Annotated in this window: 23 protein-coding genes; 18 read left to right on the top strand and 5 right to left on the bottom strand. The window is 39.8% G+C overall.

Going from position 1 to position 24,195, the window contains the following annotated elements:
* The first annotated feature begins 29 nt into the window (after window positions 1–29).
* The gene (locus CEQ83_RS18805; RefSeq protein WP_028415010.1) at window positions 30–1,463 is read left to right on the top strand and encodes an amino acid permease; all 1,434 of its coding nucleotides are present in this window, start codon (window positions 30–32) and stop codon (window positions 1,461–1,463) included.
* Between the two features lie 50 nt (window positions 1,464–1,513).
* On the opposite strand, the gene CEQ83_RS18800 is transcribed toward CEQ83_RS18805, so the two are convergent.
* Both CEQ83_RS18800 and CEQ83_RS18795 read right to left on the bottom strand, forming a co-directional pair.
* On the bottom strand, window positions 1,514–2,686 hold the full coding sequence (locus CEQ83_RS18800; RefSeq protein WP_223546227.1) for a hypothetical protein: 1,173 nt from the start codon (window positions 2,684–2,686) through the stop codon (window positions 1,514–1,516).
* Window positions 2,687–2,853: 167 nt separating this feature from the next.
* A complete protein-coding gene (locus CEQ83_RS18795; protein WP_028415008.1) occupies window positions 2,854–3,087 on the bottom strand; it encodes a YczF family membrane protein in 234 nt (77 codons plus the stop codon).
* A gap of 157 nt (window positions 3,088–3,244) precedes the next feature.
* Between CEQ83_RS18795 and CEQ83_RS18790 the strand changes: the two genes are divergently transcribed.
* Genes CEQ83_RS18790 through CEQ83_RS18780 form a run of 3 tightly spaced genes read left to right on the top strand, consistent with a single transcriptional unit; the run spans window position 3,245 to window position 7,219 of the window.
* Window positions 3,245–4,867, top strand: coding sequence for a spore germination protein (locus CEQ83_RS18790; RefSeq protein WP_108674283.1), 1,623 nt, complete (start codon window positions 3,245–3,247; stop codon window positions 4,865–4,867).
* Window positions 4,857–6,086: a Ger(x)C family spore germination protein gene (locus tag CEQ83_RS18785; RefSeq protein WP_028415006.1), complete on the top strand. Its 1,230-nt coding sequence runs from the start codon at window positions 4,857–4,859 to the stop codon at window positions 6,084–6,086. Before CEQ83_RS18790 ends, CEQ83_RS18785 begins: the two co-directional genes overlap by 11 nt.
* A 17-nt stretch (window positions 6,087–6,103) precedes the next feature.
* Entirely contained in the window at window positions 6,104–7,219 is a 1,116-nt protein-coding gene (locus tag CEQ83_RS18780) for a GerAB/ArcD/ProY family transporter (protein WP_028415005.1), read from the top strand.
* A 28-nt stretch (window positions 7,220–7,247) separates the two neighbouring features.
* Here the strand turns inward: CEQ83_RS18780 and CEQ83_RS18775 are convergent, their stop codons facing one another.
* Entirely contained in the window at window positions 7,248–8,657 is a 1,410-nt protein-coding gene (locus tag CEQ83_RS18775; protein ID WP_108674282.1) for a polysaccharide deacetylase family protein, read from the bottom strand.
* Window positions 8,658–8,817: 160 nt separating this feature from the next.
* Here CEQ83_RS18775 and CEQ83_RS18770 point away from each other — a divergent pair, with 160 nt between their 5' ends.
* The 3 genes from CEQ83_RS18770 (at window position 8,818) to CEQ83_RS18760 (ending at window position 10,904) form a co-directional block, all read left to right on the top strand.
* Complete coding sequence (locus CEQ83_RS18770; RefSeq protein WP_028415003.1) at window positions 8,818–9,318, top strand: RNA polymerase sigma factor SigV; 501 nt, start codon at window positions 8,818–8,820, stop codon at window positions 9,316–9,318.
* A complete protein-coding gene (locus tag CEQ83_RS18765; protein ID WP_098999632.1) occupies window positions 9,315–10,178 on the top strand; it encodes an anti-sigma-V factor RsiV in 864 nt (287 codons plus the stop codon). Before CEQ83_RS18770 ends, CEQ83_RS18765 begins: the two co-directional genes overlap by 4 nt.
* A gap of 195 nt (window positions 10,179–10,373) precedes the next feature.
* Window positions 10,374–10,904, top strand: a complete 531-nt coding sequence (locus CEQ83_RS18760; protein WP_028415001.1) for an HTH-type transcriptional regulator Hpr — start codon at window positions 10,374–10,376, stop codon at window positions 10,902–10,904.
* 40 nt (window positions 10,905–10,944) lie between these two features.
* Here CEQ83_RS18760 and CEQ83_RS18755 read toward each other — a convergent pair whose 3' ends face one another.
* Window positions 10,945–12,234, bottom strand: a complete 1,290-nt coding sequence (locus tag CEQ83_RS18755) for a globin-coupled sensor protein (protein WP_028415000.1) — start codon at window positions 12,232–12,234, stop codon at window positions 10,945–10,947.
* A gap of 185 nt (window positions 12,235–12,419) precedes the next feature.
* On the opposite strand from CEQ83_RS18755, the gene CEQ83_RS18750 reads away from it, so the two are divergent.
* The 8 genes from CEQ83_RS18750 (at window position 12,420) to CEQ83_RS18715 (ending at window position 20,067) form a co-directional block, all read left to right on the top strand.
* Entirely contained in the window at window positions 12,420–13,094 is a 675-nt protein-coding gene (locus tag CEQ83_RS18750; RefSeq protein ID WP_099331234.1) for a C40 family peptidase, read from the top strand.
* 258 nt (window positions 13,095–13,352) lie between these two features.
* A complete protein-coding gene (locus CEQ83_RS18745; protein ID WP_028414998.1) occupies window positions 13,353–13,700 on the top strand; it encodes a DUF2642 domain-containing protein in 348 nt (115 codons plus the stop codon).
* Between the two features lie 18 nt (window positions 13,701–13,718).
* Complete coding sequence (locus CEQ83_RS18740; protein ID WP_014458685.1) at window positions 13,719–13,919, top strand: hypothetical protein; 201 nt, start codon at window positions 13,719–13,721, stop codon at window positions 13,917–13,919.
* Window positions 13,920–13,921: 2 nt separating this feature from the next.
* Window positions 13,922–15,448: a glycosyltransferase family 2 protein gene (locus CEQ83_RS18735; RefSeq protein WP_099331233.1), complete on the top strand. Its 1,527-nt coding sequence runs from the start codon at window positions 13,922–13,924 to the stop codon at window positions 15,446–15,448.
* A complete protein-coding gene (locus tag CEQ83_RS18730) occupies window positions 15,441–16,664 on the top strand; it encodes a nucleotide sugar dehydrogenase (protein WP_042991958.1) in 1,224 nt (407 codons plus the stop codon). The genes CEQ83_RS18735 and CEQ83_RS18730 overlap by 8 nt, the downstream gene beginning before the upstream one ends.
* Before the next feature lie 44 nt (window positions 16,665–16,708).
* Window positions 16,709–18,130 carry a glycosyltransferase family 2 protein gene (locus CEQ83_RS18725; protein ID WP_108674281.1) on the top strand — a complete coding sequence of 474 codons (1,422 nt, stop codon included), beginning with the start codon at window positions 16,709–16,711 and terminating at the stop codon, window positions 18,128–18,130.
* Window positions 18,131–18,285: 155 nt separating this feature from the next.
* Complete coding sequence (locus CEQ83_RS18720; protein ID WP_048019962.1) at window positions 18,286–18,681, top strand: DoxX family protein; 396 nt, start codon at window positions 18,286–18,288, stop codon at window positions 18,679–18,681.
* Between the two features lie 171 nt (window positions 18,682–18,852).
* Window positions 18,853–20,067, top strand: coding sequence for a cytochrome P450 (locus CEQ83_RS18715; protein WP_028414993.1), 1,215 nt, complete (start codon window positions 18,853–18,855; stop codon window positions 20,065–20,067).
* A 23-nt stretch (window positions 20,068–20,090) separates the two neighbouring features.
* Here CEQ83_RS18715 and CEQ83_RS18710 read toward each other — a convergent pair whose 3' ends face one another.
* Window positions 20,091–20,459: a winged helix-turn-helix transcriptional regulator gene (locus CEQ83_RS18710; protein ID WP_013084552.1), complete on the bottom strand. Its 369-nt coding sequence runs from the start codon at window positions 20,457–20,459 to the stop codon at window positions 20,091–20,093.
* Between the two features lie 242 nt (window positions 20,460–20,701).
* On the opposite strand from CEQ83_RS18710, the gene CEQ83_RS18705 reads away from it, so the two are divergent.
* The 3 genes from CEQ83_RS18705 to helD all read left to right on the top strand — a co-directional run bounded on the left by CEQ83_RS18705 (window position 20,702) and on the right by helD (window position 24,045).
* Window positions 20,702–21,217, top strand: a complete 516-nt coding sequence (locus CEQ83_RS18705) for an enoyl-CoA hydratase/isomerase family protein (RefSeq protein ID WP_108674280.1) — start codon at window positions 20,702–20,704, stop codon at window positions 21,215–21,217.
* 140 nt (window positions 21,218–21,357) lie between these two features.
* Window positions 21,358–21,483 carry a hypothetical protein gene (locus tag CEQ83_RS27675; protein WP_014458690.1) on the top strand — a complete coding sequence of 42 codons (126 nt, stop codon included), beginning with the start codon at window positions 21,358–21,360 and terminating at the stop codon, window positions 21,481–21,483.
* Window positions 21,484–21,726: 243 nt separating this feature from the next.
* Window positions 21,727–24,045 carry an RNA polymerase recycling motor HelD gene (helD, locus tag CEQ83_RS18700; RefSeq protein WP_108674279.1) on the top strand — a complete coding sequence of 773 codons (2,319 nt, stop codon included), beginning with the start codon at window positions 21,727–21,729 and terminating at the stop codon, window positions 24,043–24,045.
* Window positions 24,046–24,195 lie beyond the last annotated feature (150 nt).

Here is a 24,195-nt window from a genome sequence, read left to right as displayed (position 1 = left end):
ATTTTTGTGCAGCAAAGGGAGGAAATGGGATGAATATTCCACAGGGACAGCCAGGAGAATTAAAAAGAACGATGAAAACAAGGCATCTTTTTATGATATCACTAGGAGGATGTATTGGTACCGGTTTTTTTCTTGGTTCAGGTTATACCATCAATGAAGCAGGTCCGATGGGAGCAATGATTTCCTACTTAGTAGGAGGGATCATTATGTATCTAACGATGCTGTGTCTTGGAGAATTATCCGTTGCTATGCCAGTTGCAGGATCGTTTCAAACGTACTCCACTAAATTTATCGGCCCTGCAACAGGTTTTGCGATTGGATGGCTGTACTGGCTAGGATGGGCAGTAACGGTGGCACTTGAGTTTTTAGCTGCCGGACAATTAATGCAAAGATGGTTCCCAGGCTCGCCCGTTTGGTTATGGTGCGCCATTTTTGGAGCGTTAATTTTTTCACTAAATGCACTTTCAGCCAAAGCATTTGGTGAAACAGAATTTTGGTTTTCAAGCGTTAAAATTTTCGCCATCATTATGTTTATTGTGGTAGGCGGAGCGGCAATGTTTGGACTTATTGATATGAAAAGCGGACAGGAAGCACCGCTTCTATCAAACTTCTTTGCCGAAGGGCTGTTTCCAAACGGTGTAACGGCTTTACTGATTACAATGATTACGGTGAACTTTTCGTTTCAAGGAACAGAATTGATTGGAATTGCGGCGGGAGAAAGTGAAAATCCGGAAAAAACAATTCCAAAAGCGATCAAGCAAACGGTTTGGCGTACGCTTTTCTTTTTCGTCTTATCCGTGTTTGTCTTAGCAAGCATGATTCCTCGTGAAAAAGCAGGCGTTGTAGAAAGCCCGTTTGTTGTTGTGTTAGATAGTGTAGGTGTACCTTACGCGGCGGATATTATGAACTTTATCATTTTAACAGCTCTTCTTTCAGTCGCAAACTCTGGGTTTTACGCGGCTACACGTATGCTTTATTCTCTTTCAAGAGAAGGAATGGCAAGTCCTGCGCTTGGAAAAGTCAACAAAAGAGGTGTACCGTTTAATGCACTATTAATTACGCTTGTGATTTCATGCTTTTCGCTGCTTTCAAGCGTAGTGGCAGCTAAAACCGTTTTCGTATGGCTGATTTCACTCGCTGGACTTGGCGCTCAAATTGGCTGGATTGCGATTACAGCTTCACTGCTTGCATTCCGTCGTGCTTACGTGGCTAAAGGTGGAAAAGTAGAAGATCTGAAATTTAGAACACCTCTTTATCCGGTTCTGCCTATCGTAGCGCTTATTACGAACTGTATTGTTATGATCAGTCTTGCGTTTGATCCTGAGCAGCGAATGGCGTTATACTGCGGAGGTATCTTCTTTATAGGCTGTTATGTTTATTATTATTTGAAAATTCGAAAACAAAATCAGTCAAAACAGGAGCAAGAAGTTCAGCTTGCGGAAAATAAACGAATGATTATTTAACATAAAAACCCGAAAAATCATGATTTTTCGGGTTTTTTATGTACTTGTCTTTAGCTATCTAGTGTTGTATCTTCATTTTTACGGCGGCGAAGTCTCCATAGCGTGATAAGGGCAAGCAGTGTAAGAACGATACCGCTGCCGAGCAGGATATGACTCACTGTTTTATCCTGCTTTTTTTGGCCTTGTTCAAAATATTTCTTGTACATCGCCACCGCAGCTTTATTTTGCTTGTATTTTTTCGGAACGCTCATTTCTTTTCCTAGTTTCCAGCCGTCTTTATAAGCTTTTTGCTGTAAAGATTTCACATCTTTATTCGAATAAAAACCTGCTTTGTACCATTTTTCTAGTTGAGGCTTGTCCTGAAGACTTTTAGGCGCTCTATAGGTCTGATAAGTGAAAGCTGAGTCGTATCCATCTGCTTTTACGTCTTTTTGTTTTTGTTTCTGTCCTTTTTCATATCCTTGTTCAAAGGCTGTTTGCAATTCGCCCTCTGCTTCTGCAGGTACTTCGAGTGGAAGGTCGTGATAGCCTTGTACGTAGCCTTGCTTTTCAAACTGCTTTTTTTGCTGATTCAGTACTTCGGCTTGAGCGGTTTCAAAGCCTTCTGTAAAAGCCTGACGTGTGACATCCTCATCATCATACATGCTGGGAACACTCATCGAATCATTTTCAAGACCTTGTTCATAGCCTTCTTTTTTTGCTTTAACAGATAGGTCCATTAAAGAAATAGCTTTTTTGTAGCCTTGAACATAACCTTTATTCCAGTCGGATGACTTAGAAGGGAAAGGGTCGATTTCCGATTGAATAGTAGCATGTTTGTAATCAAGGACGCCTTGCTGATAGCCTTCCTCTTCGCCGGCAGCCATTTCATTTTCTTGTTCAGTCTTGAGTTCTTCCTCTTTTTGCTGCTGTCCTTTTTTATATCCTACCGTATACCCCATCATAAACCACGTGAATTCTTCAGAAGATTTGTCCAGTCCTGTTGTTTGATCGAACTGCTCGAATTTTTTCTGTGCGTATCCATCTTCTTCTCCGAGCGAATAGCCTTCTTGATAGAGAGAGTCAAAAATAGCTTTTACATCTTCAGTTGTATCCACGTCCGTTGACTGGTCCAAAACATCGGAAGAGGAATCCGGGGAATCAGGAGTAGCATAAGAAGAGATGGGGTCACTTGCAAGAATAAGTAAGCAAGCTGTACTAATAACGGCTAATTTTTTTTTCATCATTTCTTCACCTTTTAGTTCAAAGTTAATATTTATTTTGTAGTTTAAGCGTACAGCTTTCCATGAAGAAAGGCGTGTAAAAGTTTCTCCAATTATGAAAATTATAACATTTAAATGGAAAGGAGAATAGGTGGTAAAAAGGAGAAATATGTGTTTTTTACGGAGTTTTATTTTTGCTGCTGTTTTGCTTTTTTTACTTTAAATGAGCGGTAAAATACTTCAACTACAAAACAGAACAAAAGGAAAAAAAGGACAAATAATTCAGCAAACTCCATAACACGAAACGGACTGTAGGCATTTTGCAAGGCCATGGAAAAACTAAATCCTTGCATCATATCCACACCGATAGAAAATCCCATTAAGCATCCTAACAGCAAAGCTGATATCCAAACGATTTTCATATGTCTCACTCTCCGTTTTTATTTTTTTCTTAAAAACATTCTACTGATAGTTTTTGTTATTTTTTTGGTCTTACGCTTTGATTGTTCTATTAAAAATTGCATACAAAGCATTTATTTGGAAAAAGCTAAAAAAAAGAAAAGAAAGGTGTTTTTAATCGTGCCTTCTTTATTTAAAAATAAAAAAAGCAAAGACAATAAAAAGGAAACAGAAGGTTCGCTACCAGAGGAACAAGAACTGCTGATGCAGTCGCTTGAAGGTAATATAGCTAACATAAAAAAGCGAACGGGGAACAGCTCGGATATGGTGATCCGCTATATAAAAATTGGGGAAAGGGCAGTCATTCAAGCCGCTGTTATCTATATAGACGGAATTGTAGACAATCAGTCTATCCAAGAGCTTTTAGTAGACACCATGATGAAAGATGACGTGTTTTCTGAACCAATAACACCTCAAAATGCTTTTACGTTATTAAAAGAAGATGTAGTAGGAATTGGAGACATTGCGATTTTACATACGTGGAGTGAAGTGTTTCCCGCCTTGATGTCAGGAGACACGCTTATCTTGATAGATGGAAACAACCATGCGATGAGTGCAGGTACGAAAGGCGGGGAGTGGCGTTCCATTCAAGAACCGACTACACAGCTTGTCGTTCGGGGTTCTAAGGAAGGGTTCACGGAATCGATTGCTAAAAACATGCCCATGGTCAGGCGAATTATCAAATCGCCTGACTTATGGGTAGAAACGATGAAGATTGGGAAAGTAACGCAGACAGACGTTTCAATGATGTACATTAATGGGATTGCCAATGACAAAATCGTAAAAGAAGTAAAGAAGCGTCTTAACCAAATTAATATCGATAGCATTTTAGAATCAGGCTATGTAGAGCAGCTTATTGAAGACCAAACGTACACTACTTTTCCTACAATGTATCACACGGAGCGTCCCGATATCGTTGCAGGAAATCTCTTAGAAGGGCGTATTGCGATTTTTGTAGACGGAACGCCATTCGTGCTGATTGCACCTGCTGTCTTCATTCAGTTTTTTCAGTCTCCTGAAGATTATTATTCACGCTTTGATATTGCCACGTCGATTCGTTTTTTACGCATTCTTATTTTTTTTATTTCACTGATTGCACCGGCTACGTATGTAGCGATCACAACTTTTCATCAAGAAATGGTTCCGACGAAGCTGCTCATCGCCATTGCTGCACAGCGGGAAGATGTTCCGTTTCCTTCCTTGGTTGAAGCGCTCATTATGGAAGTCACATTTGAAATTTTGCGAGAAGCTGGTATTCGACTTCCAAGGGCGATCGGTTCTGCAGTTTCAATTGTAGGAGCGCTCGTGATTGGGCAAGCATCGGTTCAAGCAGGGATTGTATCTCCAGCGATGGTTATTGTTGTAGCGATGACGGCGATTGCAAGCTTTGCGACGCCTTCATTTGCCATTGCGATTTCTGCTCGGCTCATTCGCTTTGTTTTTATGATTGCAGCGGCTACTTTCGGGTTTTATGGCATTATCCTGTGCTTTTTAATGATGATTGTTCATCTCTGCAGTCTTCGTTCATTCGGTGTTCCATACATGACGCCTCTTGCTCCATTTATTCCGAGCAATTCAGGTGATACCATTGTTCGCATGCCGTGGTGGACGCTTAGACAAAGACCAAGGCTCATCAGTAGTGGAAATATGGTGAGAGAAGGAGACAACCAGCGCCCAATGCCTCCTAAAAGCCGGGGAATGGCAAACACTACGGTGAAAGAAGGCGATCAAAGTGATGCGTAAAGGGCTTTTATGTACAGTTATGGCATTTTCGATTTGCATCCTTTCAAGCTGCTGGAGCAGTAAGGAATTAACCGATTTAGCGATTGTCGCAGCGATGGGAATTGATAAAACAAAAGATGGTCAGTATCAAATCACGCTACAAATTATTAATCCAGGTAACGTAGCCGGCGGTCTTCAAGGCGGCGGGGGTGGTACCCAAAGTCCGTCTGTTTCCGTATACGGAGCAAAAGGCGCAAACTTAGTAGAAGCAAGCAGAAGAGCATCGAGCACGGTATCAAGAAGACTGTACTACGCTCATACAAACTTAATTGTGATCGGAGAAAGCCTAGCGAGAACGGAGGGCATTGATGTTATTATTGATGGCATTGACCGAGATCCGGAATTTCGAATTACATCTGATATGGTCATTGCAAACGGCGTAAAAGCTTCCAGTTTTGTAAAATCTCTTACGCCAATTGATAAAATTCCAGCTAATAAAGTCCTTAAAACGCTGGAACTCACCGAACAAAAGTGGGGAGAACATATGAAAGTATCGGCTCAAGAAGTTATGAAAAACCTTGAATCCCCGGGAAGTCAAGCGCTGATGTCAGGGTTTGGAATAAGAGGTAGCGCTCAAAAAGCCCAAACGCTGCAAAATCTTCAGCAAACTGCTCCTGAATCGACTCTTCGTGCAGAAGGACTCGGCATGTTTAAAGATGGGAAGTTGATTACATTTTTATATGGAAAAAAAGCGCGAGGCGTGATGTGGCTGCGGGATAAAGTGCAGGGAACAGATGTGAATATTTCATGGAAAGATAAAAAGAAAGCCATTGCTTATCAAGTCGTCCGTCAGCGAACAAATGTGAGTGCAAATATGGTAAACGGCAAACCAAAGATGATTGTACGAACTAGAGTAGAAGGAGATATTGGTGAAATGGAAGTACCTATAGATATTAAAAATCCATTTGTGATTCTTGATATTGAAAAAAAAATAGAAGCAGCGATTGAAAACGAAATAAAAGAAGCGTTTGCTTTTGCTCAAAAAAAACAGACGGATGTTGTGGGATTTGGAGAAGTCGTGCACGAAAATTATCCGAGGCAGTGGAAAAGGCTTCAGCATGAGTGGAGCGATGTGTATTTTCCTGAAGTGGAGATGGATGTGAAAGTAGAAGCGTATGTAAGACGAGCAGGTTTGCGAAACAAGTCGTTTATGTCTGATGCGGTAAAACAACGCCAGTAAACAGGAGGGAGCAATGAGTGGAAAAAGTGAAAATTAGCTCTGTGCAGTTTTTTATTTTAATCGTCCTTTTTGAACATGGAAGCGCATTGCTCATTCCGCTTGCAATGGATGCAAAACAAGACGCCTGGCTTGCTATTTTACTCGGTATGTTTGGGAGCTTATTGCTTTACCTCATTTACTACCGGCTGTATAGGTACTATCCTAACATGCTGCCGACAGAATACATGCAAAAGCTGCTAGGGAAAGTCTTGGGATCTGCACTTGCTTTTTTATATTTGCTTCATTTTTCATATGCTGCCGCTCGCGTACTTCGTGATTTTGGAGAAATGCTGCTGACATTTGGCTACCCCGACAGCCCTTTGTTTGTCGTGAACGCGATGCTGATGCTGTTGATTATTTATACTGTGCACAAAGGACTTGAAGTAGTGGCTCGGGCAGGAGAGCTCATGTTTATTTTGATGTATATCTTGGCTGTAGCAGGATTTGTGCTTATTTTTGTTTCAGGATTAATTGATTTTACTTCTTTAAAACCGATACTTGGAGATGGGATTTGGCCGGTTTTAAAAACAGTCGCCACTCAGACTCTGTATATTCCGTATGGAGAAGCTGTTGTGTTTACGATGATTTTTCCATATGTAAAAGATCCTAAAAAAGTAAAGCTTGTAGGCCTTTGCGGCATTGTGTTAAGCGGCATTAATTTAGCAATTACAATGGCGATCAACGTGAGTGTATTAGGGATAGGGTTGACTAACAGGTCGGTCTTTCCGCTTTTAAGTACGGTAGAGAGCATTAGAGTAGCTGATTTTTTAGAGCGGCTAGACGTGTTTTTTATGATTGCGTTAGTCATTGGAGGGTTTGTTAAAATCAGCGTCTTTTTTTACGCGGTAATTGTGGGGCTTTCCACGCTGTTTAAGGTAAAACGACCTTCTGCGCTGACATATCCTGTTGGCACGGTGATTTTATTTTTTTCTCTGACGATTGCAAGTAATTTTCAAGAGCATTTAAAAGAAGGCTTAACGATTATGCCGGTGCTACTTTTTATCCCTTTTCACGTAGTGATTCCGCTTACGCTGCTCTGTATAGCCTTTATTAAACATCGCATAAAAAAAACAAAAGCGCTGCAGCCATCCTAATGGCTGCAGCGCATTCGTCTGCGATCCTCTACTGCAAGTGCAGCTGTTCCCGCTCTTTTTTTACTTGTTCTAGCTGTGAAATCGTAACAAGCTGATATCCTTGTGCGTGAAGCTGCTTCATAATTTCAACCGCTGCTTCGGCACTTGTTTGATAAATATCATGCATTAAAATAACTTTTCCGTCTCCGACTTGGCTCATAACTGCTTGAACGGAGTGAGGAACGTTTCGATATTTCCAGTCTTCAGGATCGATATCCCATAGAGTCACGCCAACATTTCCGACATAACGTCTTACATTTGCATTCACAGCTCCATAAGGAGGACGTACATGCAGTGGTTCATAGCCGCTCACTTGTTTAATAAGGGCTTGGGTATCGCCTATTTGGTGTTTGACCTGCGCTTCATTTAAACGTGTGAGCTGAGGGTGGTCCCAAGAGTGATTTCCGACTTCGTTGCCTTCCTTCACCATACGTTCGATTGTTTCAGGATAATATTGAACGCGGCTTCCTAACACAAAAAAGGTAGCGTGTCCGTTCACTTCTTTTAATCCATCTAAAATCACATTGGTAGATGCAGGGTTAGGTCCATCATCAAAGGTCATCGCAACGACTTTTTTAGTTGGATCAATAGGCGCTCCTTGCTGCGGCATTTCGTTAACGATATGTTTTGGAGGCGTTTCTTTGACTTTATTTTTATTTGCTGCTTCGTCTTTGTAAGCATCGCTCAGCATGTCTTTAAATAAATCTTTTTGGATAGCGATCGTTTTGGTTTTCGTTTGTTCAGCACCTAGCTGATAAGGCTTAAAGTAGATCACAATACTGTTTTCAAGCAGCGCAAACTGACTGAAATTTTGATTGGCTGCCTGAGTTCCTTTTTGAAGGCCCGGGTCAAAATCAGCTTTTTTCATTTGTTTTTTTAATTCAGCATATGAAATAGCCGAAAGGCGATCTAAATAGTTTGCATTCTCGTTAAATAAATCTTTTAACGTCATTTGTTTTTGAGCAGGCAGGTCAAATGTAAAGGTTTTGAGAGAAGACGTTCCTTTCTCTCCATTTACAGATTCATATTCATCAAAGACAACGCTTAGCGTTTGCTTGCTGTAATGGACGATTTTATATGTAATCGTTAATTCAGATTTTTTCTTTTTTGACTGCTTCTTCAGCTTTTTTTCATAGTGTGCCACTTGATCTATTACGTAAGCTTGAATGGATTGATCAATTTCTTTTTTACCAAAGGAAGGGTAGCTAATGGCATAGCCTCCGTCGGTAAGGTCCTTAACTAGCGTTTGAATTTCAACGTCTGGATAGGTTTGATCTGTTTGAATACTTGCCGTTTTTTTCTCTGTACTGTTTGCTTTGACGATATACCCTGCTGTACCAAGAAACAAAATACAGCATCCAAGCAGTGTCAAAATACGTTTGTAGCCCATGGTTTTCATGTAGTAATATTCCCCTTTTTGTATATATCTACCTAATAGACGCATGAGACCATCATTTAGTTTTACTTTTTTTTTAAAAAAACCAAACTATTTTTCTACTCATTCCGTCTACCTTATAGATGTACTTCAGCAAGAGAAAATAGAAGGGGTATGAAAGACAATGAAAAAACACGATGCACATCAGATGCTCGTAGCATGCATAACCGAGCATAAAGCAGATTTTTACCGGCTTGCTTTTAGCTATGTAAAAAATCAAGAAGATGCGCTTGATATTGTGCAAGAATCGATTAAAAAAGCACTCATTTCAATAGACAGTATCAAAGATATTCAATCGATTAACAGCTGGCTTTATAAAATTGTTGTACGAACAGCAATCGATTTCCTGCGTAAGCATAAACGTTTAACGCTTATGGGCGATGAAGAGCTTGAGTATCTGAGCAGCGGACGTGAAGATCAGTATGAAGATATTGATTTAAAGCAAGCAATGGATCAGCTGCCGATTAAATATAAGACCATTATTATTCTGCGGTTTTTCGAAGATTTAAAAATGGACGAAATTGCGGAAATCATTGAGGAAAATGTAAATACAGTAAAGACAAGGCTATACAGAGCGTTGAACCTGTTGCGGATTACGATGACGGAGGAGGACTTAGAACAATGAATGAAAAAATAGAAAAGTTAAAGAAGCAGTATCATGACATTCCTATTCCAGACGAATTAGATGGTGTTGTTGCACAGGCACTTTTTTCACACCCTCGTAAAAAGAAATTCTATATTTGGCCGAGCTCGATTGCGGCAGCAGCGATGATTTTTATCACAACGGTGAATGTAAGTCCAGATGCGGCAAATGCAATGGCAAAAATTCCTGTACTGGGAAAAGTAGTAGAAGTAATTACATTTGAGGAACTAAAACAAGAAGAAAAGCATTCTCGTATTGACGTGAAAACACCATCGATTTCAGGCTTGGAAAACAAAGGTCTTCAAACAAACTTAAATGAAAAGTATATAAAAGAAAATGAACAGCTGTATGAACAGTTTAAAAAAGAGATGAAAACATTACGAAAAGAAGAGAAAGGAAACGTGGCTGTCAGCAGCGGCTATGATATTATGACGGATACTGATGATTTGCTTGTGGTTCATCGATATGTGGAAGAATCGAGAGCTTCAACGTCGAGCGTTAATCAGTACGACACGATTGATAAAAAACACGAAGTGCTCGTTACGCTTCCAAGTTTGTTCAAAGATAAAAGCTATATAAAGGTCATTAGTGAAAATATTAAACAGCAAATGAAAGATCAAATGAAGCATGAAGAAGGCAAAATCTATTGGCTGACTGAAGAAGATATGGATCCTTTTAAAGAGATTGCTGAAAATCAAAGCTTCTACATTACAAAAGATCACAAGCTTAGAATTGTATTTGATAAATACAAAGTCGCTCCAGGATATATGGGAAACATTGAGTTTGAAATTCCAACGGACGTTATTTCAAACCTTCTAGTTGGTAAACGGTATATTCATTAAAAACCAGGCGTGAACACTGAACGTTCACGCCTGGTTTTTACATAAAGAAACGTTTAAATTTATTTTTATGCAAAATAAGTTGAAATATATAAGCAATCATGTATAATATTCTGTATATATTTTCATTCTTTTTATTTATAAAGTCTTAGGGACAAATGATGTGAACGGTTGCATTTCTAGAGAGGAAGTGAAGAGGTGAAACGCACGTTAAATCAAGATACGATTAAAGATGCCATGCTGTTTAATCAGCTTGTGATGCAAGTAAGCAAAGCTCTTTGGAAGTCTACTGAAAAGGATTGGGAACAGTGGGTTAAGCCGTACGATCTGAGCATTAATGAGCATCACATTTTAGGGATTGCTTATCAGCTGGAAATTGCGTCGATGACCGACATTTCAAAGCTAGGCGTCATGCATTTATCCACAGCTTTTAACTTTGCAAAAAAATTGCACCTGCGGGGCTATCTTACCCTTTCTAAAAATGAGAAAGATAAGCGGAATACATACGTGCAGCTCACAGAAGAAGGAAAAAAGATGTTTTTAAAAACGATCGAGGATTATAACCCTCTTGAAAATCCTTTGTTTCAAGGAGCGATGCCGCTGCGAGATGTTTATGGAGAGCTGCCTGACTTTGTTGAGCTGACGGCTCTGATTCGAAGCATATACGGAGATGATTTTGTCCAGTTCATCGAACGTTCTTCTCAAGAGCCCGCTAGCTTGAAAAAATAAAAAAGCCTTCTTGTGCAAGCTGAGAAGGCTTTTTTGCATATCAACTTTTTTCAGTTAACCGTTCAAGTTCTTCTGAGGAATGGGCCATCTTCTCAATCCGCAGAGATAGCTGCTTCATTGCGTCAGCGATTTTATCAAGCTCTTTTTTTGTTAGAACGGTTTGCTGTTTGTTCTCGGTTGTTATGCTAAGGACGTTCGTGAAAAAAGAAGTAATGTTGTTCATATTGTCAGCTGTATCTTTTGTTAATGTAGCGACTTCTCCACCTAACGCCGAAACGCTTTCGATTTGTTTTTGAATGTCTCCGATAAAAGTAGAAATATTAGAAATCGATTTCTTCGTTTCTTCTGCAAGCTTCCGTACTTCCTGTGCCACCACTGCAAATCCTTTTCCATGCTCACCTGCTCGAGCAGACTCAATCGAAGCGTTTAATGCCAATAAATTCGTTTGCTCCGCAATAGAAGTAACAATGGAAACAATTTGATGAATTTGCTGTGATGTATGTTCGAGCGTTTTCATTTTGTTTTGAATGAGCGACGTATTTTTTTGTATGCTTCCAAGCATGTTTTGTTCTTCTTTTAATTTTGCTTGACTCGTAACGGATTCCTTCTCAATGACTTCTGCTAGTTCAGAGCTTTTGTTTGCATAAGAAACGACGTCAGAAGACTGACTGTGCATTTGATTCATAAATTTCTTCGTTTCTTCAGATAACGAAGAAAGGATAGATGATGTACGAGAGATTTCTAGCTGAATTTTCTCTTTTTGAGTCTGAAGTCCAGCGCGCTGCTCGTCATATTCAAGCTCATAGGCTTTTAACACAATTTGCTGTTCTAGACTAATAAGTTTTGTCATACTTGCGATAAAAGCTAGACATTCTTCTTTTGATTCCATCGTACGTTCACATACTGAAAGAAGCGACGTAAATAAATTTTGGAATGCGCACAAATACCAGTTTGGCTCAAGTCCAATTTTAACGTGCATCTTGGAAATTTTTTGACGTTTTACCACAAAAGCGTCGTCTATTTGTCCATCAAACATTTCTAAGATGTGCTGTTTTAACGTTTGTTTTAATGCATGGACGCTGCTGTGCTTTTCGATAATCGCAACCAAATGAGCCTGTTCGCCAATAGCTTTATAAAAATCATTCACGATTTCTTCGATGGCGTTCAGCGCGTGAACTTGAAATCTGGCAATTCGTTCGAGATCCTCTGCTGTTAAGGAAATCATGTTAATCTGCTTTTTTATCATCGGATCCGATACATGAAGCTTTACAGTGATGGATTCGACAGCCGCGGCTTCGGCGTGCACGTTGTTTCGTTTAAACCAATTCATGTTTATCACCTTTATTTGCTAGAATAGTTGTTTTTCTCTTCTTCTTATATTTCGGCGTTTTACGTCCAAGAGTTGAGGCTGTTTAAAAAGATTGTTATCAAATTGTTATCTTCTATTAATTGAATTGTTATCCGCAGATGGTATGGTTGTACGGTGCTTAAAACATGATTCGGGGAGGAAACGAAATGAAAAAAATGCTATCGGCGCTTCTTGTAGGAGGAGCTTTATTTGCAAGTCCGGCAATGGGACATGCTGCGTTTGGCGACATGGTTTTAAAACAAGGGATGACAAATGATGATGTTGAACAAGTTAAAACGGTGTTAAAAGATAAAGGATTTTTAAAAGGCGAAGTATCGCGTTATTTTAATTATGAAACAAAAAAAGCGGTTATGGCTTTTCAAGAGAAACATAACCTAGAAGCAGATGGAATTGTTGGAGAGAATACATACAATGCATTAGGTAAAGGCGGCGTTGTAGAAGGCGAATCAGAAGTGAATACGGATAAAGTAATCAGCAAAGCAAAATCCTTAATGGGCACGCCGTACAAATGGGGCGGCACTACACCTTCAGGATTTGACTGCAGCGGATATCTTCAGTATGTATATAAAGAAAGCGTAGGCGTTGATATTCCAAGAACGGTTGAAGATATCTATAAAGCAGGTGAAAATGTAAGTGAACCGCAGGTAGGAGATCTTGTGTTCTTTGAAACGTACAAAGAAGGTCCTTCTCATGCAGGTATTTATCTTGGAGACGGAAAGTTTATTAACGCATCGTCTTCTAAAGGCGTTACAATTAGCGATAAAAATTCAAGCTATTGGAAAGAGCGCTATATAGGAGCAAAGCGTATTGCAGCCAACTGATTCTTCATTTAATAGATAAGAAAAGACAAAGCTTAGGAGCTTTGTCTTTTTTTGTTTGGGTTTCAATAGGTAGGAGGAAGTAGGGAATAATCCTATGCAAAACGGGCTGGTCATGTGCGTATTTGTATAACAATGTGATAAAAGTTCTGTCACCTTTATGATAAAGCTTGTATATATTGGTAAAGTAATCTCTTAAGTTACGTCAATGGTTGTAGGTAATTTGAAGGGAGAACCGTATAAAAAGGAGGAACAAAATTTATGTTTTTTTGTTGTTACCGTCGCTATGTAGAAAAGATAAAACACCTGTTGTTTTCAAATCGATTTGCTGAATTTATTCAGGAAAACACAAAGAAAGCGGTAGAAGAAGTCGTTTATTCTGACACGTTCAAAGAATACGTAATAAATATTATTAAAGAATCTCAAGAATCACCTTTTAAAGAAATTGCCGAGCAGTATATTGGAAAAGAAGTTGTGATTGAAACAACGGCTGGTCCACTAGAAGGTGTTGTGATATTTGTAGGAGATGATTATTTAGAATTAGTAGAGTCTCCAACATCAACAGTATTACTTCCATTTACAAGCATTGTTACTATTCAAAGCGCTTAAACGAAAGGAGAGAAAAGTATGTTTCAAGATGCATTAAGAGAAAATGTGGGTTCATTTGTGCAAATCATCACAGCTATCGACGTTATTAATGGAACACTGCTTGCTGTTACGGACGCAGCGGCTGTTGTGCGTACATCAAGCTCATATGGTGAGCCCACGGACGTAACCATCCCACTAGTAGCCATCACGTATGTTCGAATTTTCAGCGGAGTTGAGTGAGATTGAAAGTATCAGTCATTATTCCAGTCTGTAACGAAGAAGATTCATTATTACCTGTGCTTAAAGAAGCTCAAAAAATAAAGCCGTTAGAAATTATTGTCGTAGTAAATGGATCTAGTGATGCAACTAAGGCAATAGCCGAGGGTGCAGGGTGCCGCGTCATTTACTATGAAGAAGCTCTAGGTATTAATATTGGAAGAGCCATTGGGGCTAAAAAAGCAAAAGGAGATATTTTGCTTTTTTTGGACGGAGATATAGCGGTTTCTCATGAGGAGCTGATGAAATATACTCAAGCTATAGAAACCGGTCATGATATCGCTTTAAATAATCTAACATGGATTATGAAACGAAAGGTGCGTCCTCATCCTGTTTCTGTTGCCAAATATATGCTGAACTTGTGCTTACAGCGTGAAGATTTATCTGTTCAAGCCTTAACAGCTATTCCTCATGCCATCAAAAAAACATCAGCAGCTAAAATCGGATACGAAAACTTAGCTCATCCACCCCTCGCTCATACGATTGCTCTTTTAAAAGGAATGTCAATTGTTGCACCGTGTTCTTCAGACGTTATTTATACAAACAAGATTCGAAACACTCATAAAACCATTCCTACCAATTCCCCTTTTCCTATTTCCACTAACTATATCATTGGAGATCACATTAAAGCGTTAGCTCATCTTATTGAAGAAAAAGGAATAAGAGGCGGACTAACAGACGGCAATCGAAACCGAGAAGTTGTTTCCGCTTATACACCAAGCGTGAAGCGGAAAGCAGGCGTTAAGTACAGTGCCGTTATTCCAGTAGGTGAAGAAAAAGAAACGATTGCAAGCGTGATCCAAGAAGTGAAAAAAGCAGGAGTGGAAGAAATCATCGTGGTTGCTAACGGAGCCGATGAAGTGACGGTTAAGCGAGCAATTGAAGCGGGTGCTACTGTTCTTCATTACAAGCAGCGGCTTGGACATAATGTACCTCGAGCAATCGGTGCCATGTACAGCAGCGGTGAAGTTTGCTTGTTCGTAGATGGGGATATCGTCATTTCTGCAGAAAATTTACGTCCGTATCTAGAAGCAGCTGATCAAGGAATTGATGTAGCGCTTAATAATTTAGAGTGTCTGCTGGATGAAGTGCATCCTATTCACTCTGTAAGTGCGGCGAAATATTTTCTTAATATCATTTGCAAACGTCCCGATTTGACAATCAATACAACGACGGCGATTCCGCATGCAATTAAACGGGATGTAATGGAGAAAGTTGGCTACGAATCTCTTATTATTCCACCTTTATTTCAATTAAAAAGTATTATGTACGGCTTTATGGTTCAGCCCGTTCATTTTGTTGATGTGGCGCGAACGAACCGGATTCGAAAGGAGCACATGAAAGTCAAAGGTTTGGCGGCATCAACGCAGCGCATTCTAGGAGATTATGTTGAGGCCCTTGCATACTATATTAGCCAAACAAGTGAAAGAGGCGAGTTTCTTCCGGACATACGAAGACATGATATCTTGTTTGAGGTGTTGAAGAATGAATAAAAAAGTTGCTGTTATTGGTCTTGGCTATGTTGGATTGCCGCTTGCTCTTTTATTTGCAAAGAAAAACTATAGCGTCGTTGGTCTTGATATTGACGCACGAAAAATTGAGGCGCTAAAACAAGGGAAAAGCTATATTCCAGATGTGCATAGTGATGTGATTCAAAGCGAGAAAAATTTTGAAGCATATGAGTTACAAAAAGGTATCTCTGCATTTCAAGCATGCGATTATGTAGTTGTGACCGTGCCAACTCCTATTACAGAAAATCATAACCCCGATCTAGGACCAGTCATTAGCGCATCTGCATTCTTAAAAGAACAGATGGTAAAAGGGCAAACCGTTATTTATGAAAGCTCTACTTACCCAGGCACGCTTGAAGAAGTCGTGTTGCCTATTTTGAAAGATTCCAACTTACAGGCAGGTAAAGATTTTTATCTAGCTTATTCTCCAGAACGAGTTGATCCGGCAAACAAATCATACGATATTGAGCATATTCCAAAAGTAATTAGCGGCTACAGCAAAGACTGCCTTCATCACGTGCAGACGTTTTATGAAAGTATTTTTCAACAGGTGGTGCCTGTTTCTTCTCCAAAAGTAGCAGAAATGTGCAAACTGTTTGAAAACATTCAGCGCCTGGTCAATATTTCGTTGGTGAACGAAACAAACGAGCTGTGTGAGGAATTAGGAATAGACTTTTATGAGGTCTTACAAGCTGCATCTACTAAGCCATTTGGATTCACTCCTTATTATCCAGGTCCTGGAATTGGAGGACACTGCATACCCGTTGATCCGCTTTATTTCCTATGGAAACTAAAGCAAAATGGCTTAACGAGCGAACTTATTGAAGCCGCTCATCATATTAATGAAGAAATGCCAAATAAAGTGATTAGACGTGTTGAAAAGCAGCTGGCAGCAAATGAGAAACGAGTGTTTGTTGTAGGCATGGCGTATAAAAAAGATGTAAATGATATGCGTGAATCGCCGGCGCTGACGGTATGTGAAGGTCTTTTAGCAAAAGGATATGAGCTGACGTATCATGACCCTTATATTGACTCCGCTATATTAAATAAGCAAACGTATTTTTCTGTACCGCTGACAAAAGAAGAAGTTGAAAAAAGCGATATTGTACTTGTATTAACCGATCACAGTCAAATCGATTGGTCAATTGTAAAATACGCAAAAAAAGTTGTGGATACAAGAGGTATTTTAAATGAATGAAACCGCTGAATTGTTCAGTGGTTCTTTTTTTAGGGGGGATATCAATGAAAACTCTTTCTGTCGTTCTGCCCGTTTACAATGAAGAAGAAATGTTAAAAAACGTGCTTAAACAAATTAAAAAAGTGAACGTGCTTGAGATTATCGTAGTTGCAAACGGCTGTACCGATGCTTCAGTTAAAATAGCGAAAGAAGAGGGATGTACGGTAAAAGTAGTAGAAAAACGCCTTTTTCCACATGAAGCGAGAATGGAAGGGGCAAAGGCTGCTAAAGGAGATGCCGTCTTATTTGTAGACGGCGATATTATTCTTTCGGCTTCCGAGCTTGAGCGTTTTGTTCAGCCGCTGTTATTTGAACATAGCGATGTGGTGCTAAACAAGTGGGAAAAAACAAAGATGAATGCTTTTAACCGCAGCGAGCTGACGTGGAGTACGGTTCTGCATCATGCACTTGGAAAGCCTCATCGTGCCAACGCTTGTTTAAAAGCGCCTTACGGTGTGCTAGTAAGCGTATTAAAGAACCACTGGGAGTTGCCGCCTCTTTCTTTATTTGTGACGTTCTTAACACAGTATCGTGTAAGCTCGCATATTACGATCGAAACGCAGGGAAAGGGAAGCTTTCGTCCGTTTGATCGGCCGCTGCGTAGCAGAGAACGAATTCAATCCTACCAGCAGCTTCTTCAAACATATTATACGCTTGCGTCAAATCGTAAAAGGCGAGTGGATATGCTCGCACAGCCTCTTCCAGTTGTGGAGCACGGCTGGGGGAAATTATCTTCTTTTTATGGAGGCAAACAGCTGTCTGTTATTGTTCCGGTTTGCAACGAAGAAGGAACAATCAAACAAGTGATTGCAGAAGCAAGAAAACTTGAACCGTTAGAAATTATTGTTGTGATTAACGGCTCTACGGATCAGTCGGAGAAGTATGCCAAAGAACAGGGTGTTAAAACTATTGTTTACGATGAGCGGTTAGGGCATGATTGCGGAAGAGCTGCAGGAGCACTTGCAGCAACGGGAGATATTCTTCTCTTCATAGACGGGGACTTTGTTCTTTCAGCTCAGGAGTTGTATCCGTTTGCTGCAGCGGTAGCGAGCGGTGTCGATGTAGCTTTAAACATATGTGAAGATGAAGAAAAGCTCACGCATGTGGTCCAGGGGTGGAAGTACGTGTTGAACGAGACAATAGGAAGAAAAGATTTATTAATGAGCTCCATGACAGCTGTTCCTCATGCCATAAGCAGAGAGTGCCTCGAGAAAATTGAGCCCGAATCTCTTGCTGTACCGCCTTTTGCCCAAGTAAAAGCCATAGTAGGGGGTTTCCATGTGCAGGCCGTTCACCATGTTGATGTAAATAAATTTAACAGATTTCGATATTCTGAACACTTATCATTAAAGAGCCATTCTGCTACGGCAGAACTCATTATTCAGGATCATATTTTTGCATTTCTATCGTATCTTCAGCGTGACTGAGCAGGAAGCATGGTCTTATTTTCAAAAAAAATGTTTAAAATGAGGTAAAGAAATTTGCTGATATCTTGTTTTTCTGTTCTAACCTCTTGAATTTGTTCACAGTTGTAACTAAAATTGTTACATGTGCAGACAAAAGTAAAAAAGGAGGAAAAGAAATGAAAAGCTATCAGCTTGGAACGTTTTTACTTCGTCTTATGTTAGGACTAACGTTTTTTATTCATGGACTTGGCAAATTTCAAAGCGGTATTGATAATACGGTCGGTTTTTTCCACAGCATGGGGATTCCCGCGTTTTTCGCTTACGCAGTTGCTGTTATTGAATTCGTAGGAGGAGCTGCTATGATTCTTGGGTTTCAAACGCGCTTAATAGGTGTTCTGTTTGCGATCGTGATGATTGGCGCTATTTTTACAGCGAAAAGCGGTGCTGGTTTTACAGGCGGCTATGAGCTTGAGATTGCCCTTTTTGCTGTTTCGCTTCATGTGATTCTAGCAGGAAGCGGCGCGTACGCGTTAGACAACCGATTACAAAAGCCAGAAGAACATTATTCTTAAAAAGGGTAGGCGCTATGCGCCTACCTTTTTTTTGTAAAATATATCCTTCTATCGATTCATTTTTACTAAAATATACAGCTATCATTTTTAAGGAAATTCGTATATATGGTACTATTTGGTCATAGATGACTACATAGTCAGTCTATTTGAACGATACGGGGAGGTTTTAACATGAAAACCGAAAGAGAAAACGGAATTGTCCGTCAAGTGAATACGATTCAATCAAAAGAAGAGCGCTTTAATCCTTTTTCATGGTATGAAGAGATGAGAAACAGCGCGCCTGTGCAATGGGACGAAGAAAGGCAGGTATGGGATGTTTTTCACTATGCTGGAGTCAAAGAAGTGCTAGAACAAAAGAATATTTTTTCTTCTGATCGAAGACCTCCACAAAACCAAAGACAAACTGCTCTAGGAACGAGCCTAATTAATATTGATCCGCCTAAGCATGCTGAAATGAGAGCGCTTGTTAATAAAGCTTTTACGCCTAAAGCAATGAAAGCATGGGAGCCTAAAATTGCGCGTATTACACACGAATTATTACAAGAAGTTGAGCATCTTGAAGATATTGATATAGTCGAGCATCTTTCCTATCCGCTTCCGGTTATGGTAATTGCCGATATTTTAGGCGTGCCGATAGAAGATCAGCGTCAGTTTAAAGATTGGTCGGATATTATCGTAGCGGGTCCGTCGAATAATGAACGCGAAACGCTCGAAAAATTGCAGCAAGATAAAATGAAAGCAAATGATGAGCTCGAAACTTATTTTTATAAAATCATTGAAGAAAAACGCACGCATCCAGGGGATGATATTATCTCCGTGCTTCTTCAGGCAAAAGAAGAAGGGAAGCAGCTAACGGATGAAGAAATCGTCGGGTTTTCCATTTTGCTGCTGATTGCAGGCAACGAAACAACCACGAACTTAATTTCAAATACGATTTATTGTTTAATGGAAGATAAAGCTTCTTTTGAACGACTCAAACGAGAAAAAGAACTTTTACCTTCTGCGATTGAAGAAGTTCTTCGCTATCGTTCACCCGTTCAGGCTCTTCACCGAATCGTAAAAAAAGATGTGGTTCTTGCAGGGAAGAAATTAAAAGCGGGCGAACACGTCGTTCCATGGATGGGATCCGCGCACCGAGATGCGCAGTATTTTGAAGACCCGGATGTATTTCAAATCGATCGAAAGCCAAATATCCATATGGCATTTGGAAGAGGGATTCATTTTTGCTTAGGAGCACCGCTTGCTCGAATAGAAGCAAAAGTTATGCTGGCTGAACTGATTGACCGCTATCCGCATATGGACTGGAGCCCGGCATTTGAGTTAAAGCCGATTGAAAGCACGTTTGTGTACGGGTTAGAAGAATTATTGATTCGTAAACATGTATAAAAAAAGCACGCTTTGCGTGCTTTTTACTCTTTCTCTGCCTGAATTCTCGCTTCAGCAATTTTATCCGTATGATCATATCCCCATTTAAACATCAGCTCGATAATAGGAATGAGAGTTTCTCCAAAAGGCGTTAAATAATATTCTACTTTAGGCGGAACTTGTTTGTAGACTTCGCGGTGGATAATTCCGTCGCGCTCAAGTTCGCGAAGCTGCAGCGTGAGCATTCGCTGCGTCACGCCTGGAATGAGTCTGCGCAGTTCATTAAAGCGCCGGCGTTCCTTCGATAATTGATATAAAATGACGCTTTTCCATTTGCCTCCGACTACATCAACGGCTGCTTCCACAGGGCAAGAATAGCCGTGAGGCTCCCATTTTGTTAAGTCGTATTTCATAGTGATTACTCCTTTTATCCGTGAGTCCAGCTGAATTTGTGCTGTCTATACTATAGCACGTCTTATTTGATAAAAACATGGAAATGATTCATGGAATTATTGACGGAAAATTAAAAAAGTAATGGAAATAATTATGAGTTTGTTGTATGATGAAACTATGAAAATAACTTTTCTATTAAAAAGCGAAATATTTTGAAAGCGCTTTATTTATAAAGGACGACAGGGGAAAGGGCGGAGGAACGATGAAAAGATTTATCAAAGTAGAAAAAAGAAATCACGTGGCGGTTGTACGAATGAATCAGTCGATGCTTAATCGTTTGAACAGTGAAGTTATGTATGAGCTGCAAGAAACGATGAATGAGCTGCAGCACGATGCGTCGGTTGGATCTATTGTATTTATGGGAGAGTACTATAAAATGAACGGCGATCATAGAACAACTTCTTTCCTGCGTGAAGAAACAGGAAGGCTTTATCAGCCGATTCATGCAGTAACAGCTCGAGCGATTTTTCAGCGCATTTCATGCAGCTCCAAACAAACGATTGCGCTTCTTACAAACTTTACGTTTGGCGGAGGGTATGAGTTAGCTTTAGCATGCGACGTACGAATTGCAGAAGAACCTGTGCAGCTGAAGTTAACAAACGGTATGACCGTTAGTGCGCAAGAAGCATGCAACATGGGTAAAGTGCAGCATATTGTGCAAAAAGGGAAAGGATTAGAATATTCACTTGCGCTCAATGCATTAGAAAAGGAAGCTTAAAAAGCGCTTTCACTTTATTTCCTATAAAGTGAAAGCGTTTTTATTTTATTTCATTGGCAAAATGGTATTGAAAATTCTGAAAAAAGGAGTAGAATGATAACAAATCTACTTATTTTAAATAAGCAAAGGAGCTGGTATCAATGCCATTCATTTTTAAAGAAGCGGTAGTCGGATTGTTTACAGCGGCAGCAGCAGGTTTACTGGCGTTTCAAGGAGTAGAAGTGGTGACAGCCATCATTCATATGCTAACTTTTTGGAAACAGTAATAGCTAATAAGTAGAGGAACAACTTATAAAGATAAGGGGCTTGAGACTTTCTCAGCCCTTTTTGTTGTGGAGCTCATTATTTTTCAGTATACTAACGGTGGAAATTAAGACATAATATGGTTACATAGCAGGGATTTACGAACTTAGTAGGGAAGTATGTAGACTCTGAAAAAATAAACAATGATCGCTTTTACCCGGTAACAAGTTTTGTTATCGGGTAACGTGTGTAAGGGGTGTGGATAAGTGAAAGATAAAAATTTAACAGAAGAACAGCAGCGAGTTGATTGGGTAGTCGAAGAAATCAGCCAAAAAGCTGAAAAAATAGGCAAAAGCGTAGGAAGCGTAAAAGGCGAAATTGTCGATTTGCGAAGCACGTTTTGGGACGATGTCACGGTTAATATGGATGAGCCGGATGACGTGATTGAGACATTTACGAGCATTAAGCAGCAGGCAGAACTTTTAGCTGAACGTGAAATTACCCATAGACAAGCGTATGATCAATTAAAAACATTAAAAAAGCTAACGCAATCCCCTTATTTTGGACGTTTTGATTTTATAGAGAATGGTGAAAAAGAAGCGGAAGCTATTTATGTGGGCGTGGGCTCTTTAATGGATCAAAAAGATGAAGAGTTTTTAATTTATGATTGGCGTGCGCCTATTTCGAGTCTTTATTATGATTATTCACCGGGAAAAGCGCAGTACGAAACGCCAGGTGAAGCGATAAAAGGCGAGATGAAGCTAAAGCGTCAGTTTATTATCGAAAATAGCGTAATTAAAAGCATGTTTGATACAGGAATTACCATTCGAGACGAGCTGCTTCAAGAAGTGCTCGGACACAACGCAAGCAGTCAAATGAAAAGTATTGTAGCGACCATTCAAAAAGAACAAAACCAAATTATTCGAAATGAAAAAAATAAAGTGCTGATCGTCCAAGGAGTAGCAGGGAGCGGTAAAACGTCTGCAGCTCTTCAGCGGGTGGCTTATCTTCTCTATCATCACCGAAAGCAGCTGACTGCAGAAAACATGATGCTGTTTTCGCCAAATCCGCTTTTTAACAGCTACGTCTCAACTGTTCTTCCGGAGCTTGGAGAAGACAATATGAAACAAACAACGTTTCAGCAATATGCCGACGGACGGTTAGGAAACGAGTTTGACGTGGAGGATTTGTTCGTTCAAATTGAATATTTATTAACGGAAAAAGATGCTGCGGTAAAAAAACAAAAAATGCAGGAAATCCGCTACAAAGCAAGCCGTGAATTTAAAAAGCAGGTAGATGCGTATATCGAAGAGCTGTCTACTAAAGACATCATTTTTAAAAATATTAAGTTTCGCGGCGAAATCGTGTTATCTGCTCGGCGTTTGTTATCTTATTTCTATTCGCTTGATACGGGAATTTCCATTCCTAACAGAATGCAGCTCGTAGCCGAGTGGGCGCTTAAGCTCATCAACCAGCTTGAAAAACTTGAACGTAAAAAAGATTGGGTTCAAGAAGAAATTCAGCTTTTAGAAAAAGAAGATTATGTCGAGGCCTATCAGCATCTGCAGAAAAAGGAAGGCTATACGGAAAGTTCATTTGATGACTTTGACCGTGAACAAGCGTATTTAGCTAAAGCCGTTGTAGCTAAGAAAATGAAATTTATTAAGCAGGCCATCAAACAGCTTAAATTTATCGATATTCGCCGTATCTATATGCAGCTGTTTGAAAGACATCACCTTTTTTCCCACGTAGAAGGGTGGGACGAAACAGCTAAAAACACGGTGGAAAGAGTTATGAACATGAAGCTGTCTTATGAAGATGTAACGCCTTACTTGTATATAAAAGATCAAATTGAAGGGCGAAAAGCCAATCCTGTCATTCGCTATTTGTTTATTGATGAAGCACAAGATTATTCACCGTTTCAGCTAGCGTTTTTAAAAGAGCTGTTTCCGCATGCTAGAATGACGCTGCTTGGAGACTTGAATCAAGCGATTTATGCGCACGCCTTGAACGCACCGACCATTCTTTCAAGCGAACTGTACGAAGAGAAAGAAGCAGAAACGCTGACTCTTACAAGAAGCTATCGATCAACGCGTCAAATTGTCGAGTTTTCAAGGGATATGGTGGCAAACGGCCATTTAATCGATCCGTTTAATCGAGACGGAGCGAAGCCGACCGTGACGGCTGCAGGTAACGTCAAAGATCTGCATGAGGCAATTATACACAAAATTAATGAATTGAAGCAGCAAAACTATAAAACAATTGCTGTTATTGCCAAAACTGCTGAAGAAAGCCGAGAAGCATTCCAAGCACTGCCTGATTCGATGTCTGCAAGGCTACTGACAAAAGAAACAAGTTCATTTGAAAAAGGCATGCTTGTCCTGCCAGCCTACTTAGCAAAAGGAATTGAGTTTGATGCAGTCATCATTTACAATGCCTCGAGTGAATGTTATCAGGATGAATATGAGAGAAATTTATTTTATACAGCATGCACAAGAGCGATGCATGAGCTCCACCTGTTCTCACTTGGTGAAATTAGCCCGTTTATATCAAATAAAGAAACTTATGAATACCACGGTAAATAAACAGAGAACGGTCAGTGTCTTGAGTGTCTGAAATAGTAGTACGAAAAATCGAGAGTGAAATCGCAAAGGTTTTACCCTCGATTTTTTATTTTTATGGATGGATTCAGTTTATTTACATTGCTTGAATAAAATTTCTTTGGTTAAAGTCCA

The organism is Priestia megaterium, assembly GCF_009497655.1.
Lineage (GTDB): Bacteria > Bacillota > Bacilli > Bacillales > Bacillaceae_H > Priestia > Priestia zanthoxyli.
The sequence above is the reverse complement of the archived record's forward strand: the minus strand, read 5'-3'. Positions and strand labels throughout refer to the sequence as shown.